This window comes from Flectobacillus sp. (assembly GCF_049240685.1).
Lineage (GTDB): Bacteria > Bacteroidota > Bacteroidia > Cytophagales > Spirosomataceae > Flectobacillus.
Genome location: NZ_JBMLSD010000437.1, coordinates 84,808 through 87,919 on the forward strand (window position 1 = coordinate 84,808; position 3,112 = coordinate 87,919).

Annotated in this window: 2 protein-coding genes; both read right to left on the bottom strand. The window is 35.7% G+C overall.

Annotation, left to right across the window (positions count from 1 at the left end; translation table 11 throughout):
• The coding region (locus tag ACOVQ4_RS20270; RefSeq protein ID WP_421822425.1) for a cysteine desulfurase family protein at positions 1-1,172 on the bottom strand (1,172 nt) is incomplete at its 3' end.
• Positions 1,173-1,219: 47 nt separating this feature from the next.
• Positions 1,220-2,710: a tetratricopeptide repeat protein gene (locus ACOVQ4_RS20275; protein WP_421822426.1), complete on the bottom strand. Its 1,491-nt coding sequence runs from the start codon at positions 2,708-2,710 to the stop codon at positions 1,220-1,222.
• Positions 2,711-3,112 lie beyond the last annotated feature (402 nt).

The window sequence follows — 3,112 nt, forward strand, 5'->3', positions numbered from 1 at the left end:
GCCACCTCCATCAACTTTACTTTTGCTATCCCTTCATCTTCCTCGTATATCTGATTGAGAACTTTTACTACATGTCGAATTTCTTGTGGAGTATTGTGCCTGCTAAAAGAAAATCTCACGTTATCTCGATCCAGATGAACTTTGAGATTTTTTAATACATGCGAGCCTGATTGAGTAAGATTTGAACAGGCGCTTCCGCCAGAGACATATATTTCGAGTTGCGCTAGTTTATCTAATAACGACCCTCCATGTTTGAGATGCGGAAATGCCACATTTACAATCGAGTAGCTACTTTTGTCTTCCGAAAAGCTTTCGCCATTAAAACGAATATTTTTGATAGGACCATTCGTAAGTAGTTCGATGAAAAATGATTTTAGGTAGGAGATATGATTGTGATTTTTCTCTATATCACGATACGAAATTTCGAGTGCCTTGGCCAAACCTACAATCCCGGCGACATTTTCGGTGCCGCCACGAGTGCCACGCTCTTGTGCGCCACCATATATCAAGGGCTTTACTTTTTTATATTTGTTGATATAAATGAATCCTACACCTTTTGGGCCATGAAATTTGTGTGATGAACCCACCAGATAATCTATGTCAAGTTCCTGTAAATCAATGCGATACTTCCCTATGCTTTGTGTAGTGTCACTGTGTAAAATACCGTCATAATATTTTACTAAAGCACTCAGGGCTTTTAAATCTGTCAGATTTCCAATCTCATTATTGACGTGCATCAAACTGACAATGGATTGTGCGTTAAACTTGAGTAAGTTTTCTAGGTATTCAAAATCAATATTGCCCTTGCTATCAATTTTAACAAAACTAACATCCAATTCTCCTTCTTGGCTATATTGCCCAAGTGTTTGTAACACAGCCTTATGTTCGAGTCTCGAAGTGATGGCATGCGATACATCATACGTACGAATCGCACCCGAAAGGGCGATATTGTTTGCTTCGGTGGCTCCAGAGGTAAAAAAAATATCATCTGGAGAAGCGTTTAGCAAGCTTGCCACTGTATGGCGTGATTCCTCAACAGCCTCTCTTGCCTTTTGCCCCAAAGCATGGCTTGAAGAAGGATTACCATATTGATTGGTAAGATACGGAATCATAGCATTAAGTACTTCGGGGTCTAGGGCGGTGGTGGCGGCGTTATCTAAATAAATTTCCATGTTGTGTATCTATTTTAAGGTTTTAAGTGTTGTTGATTAATATTTTCTTAATGATTTATCTCTGTAATAGCAGCTTGCGCTTTATTATCTACAGAATTTTTATATTCATGTTTTTTGTAAGAAAGTGCTTTTTCGAACCATGTGAGGGCTTTTTTTACCTCTTTTTTCCTCTGATAAATATATCCCAATTGTAAAGAAGAGCTTGCACCAAAGTGCGTATCTAGGTTTTGGGCAAGGGTAATACTTTTTTCAAAAACTTGAATAGCTAAGTCAGTATCACCCAAATTTTGGTAAATTCTCCCTTTTCGAAAGTTGAACTCAGCTTTGTCTAAATTGCTACTCAGGGTATTTTCATTGATGTCTTTGATATTCTCTAAGGCTTCTTTATAATATCCACCATCAATTGCCAGACGAGCTTGAAGTAAGTTTTTGTTGGGCAATTGCTTCGTATTGGTATAATTATCATAAAACTTTTGAGCCGCCTTGTCAGACTCCGATAGCTTTTTGCCGTATTGATTAATATTTTGTAGAAAAGAATTCGCTTGCTGGCTTTCATTATTCAAATAATTGATAATGAATAATTTATAATAGCTATCTTTTATAAAACTATGTCCTTTGAATTTCTTTAAATAGGCTTGATAACAACTTTCAGCTTTGGTATAATTTCCTTTTTGTAGATAAATCTCTGCTGTATAGAAATCGAAAATTGGTAGAGGTAAATACCCATTGCCATTTTGGACTTTTTGCAGAATTTTCCAAGCTTGGTCACTTTTATTATCTTTTTCAGAAATCGCTACTCCTAAAAATAAAGCGAGCTCGCTATCGGTATGCTTTTGTACAAAATCATTGACTTCCGTGCGTACTTTATCGTTTATTGGAAGAATATAACTTTGAATAAAAAGCTTAAAAAATTTCGCTTCAAAACCTGTAATCTTATCCTGACTGGCGATTTCCAACTCACGAATACCTTGGTCGATATTGCCTTTCAAGCCTAACATTTTGGTAATCCATCGGTAGTTTTCTGGCACCGAACCAATGAGTACATGAATGACTCCAAGTATCTTATAATTGGCGGTATAGTTGGGAAAAAGCTTTTTATTTTCCTCCAACAATTTATAGGCGCTCATGACGGACATACCCGCCTTGGTTTCATGTCCGAGTTTCATTTGAACTAAGGCCAAATAAAATTTTAGTTCGGCGCGAAGTTGGCGTTGCTGAGGTGCTTTAGTATCGAGGTCATCAATTACATCGAGTGCATCGTCCACTTTGTCGACCAACTTCTCATATTCGGCCTCATTCTCGCTTGCATATACATTAACAGCATCCACCAAACAGTCAACCCAAATTTTATAACCATTATTCGGAGACTCTTTACCACTCAACTGTTTGGCATGAGTCAATCGTAACTTAGTAATTTCGTTATAGGCATTTTGAAGATTTGTATTAAAATCAAAATCTTGTGCCAACCCATTCATGATTGAAGAAAGAATGAATATAACGGTCAAAGAAAAAGCTCTGTGAAATTTGAGTACTATCATTAGCCATGAATCAGGAGCAAAAAGCTACCGTATTTATTTTTTGTAAAATCGATTGAGGACTTTGAGTAACACTTCCTCACCCCTTCATATAAAGATTCGAACTATTCAATATGATGACTGATCGAGGAAATAGTCCTAAAAATTTTGGTGTGATGGAAAGTGTGTGTATTATCATGTTAGTTGATTAATTTTTACAAAAATATATAATCTATAGAATATATAGATTAAAAAGAGTGAAATTTTTTTATAGAATGGAAAAATTACACATAGTAGGTAAAAATGTACCTTATAGCTTAAAAATTGAAATAAATGGTATTTTGAAAAAGATATAACAAAGCGGTACAGTAAAACTTGAGTAAATCATCATACTTTTTTTTAAAAAGTTTTGTACCAGAAAACGGA

Coding starts and splice junctions, on each gene's coding strand:
- ACOVQ4_RS20275 (WP_421822426.1), bottom strand. CDS start 2,710: ATGATAGTACTCAAATTTCACAGAGCTTTTTCTTTGACCGTTATATTC.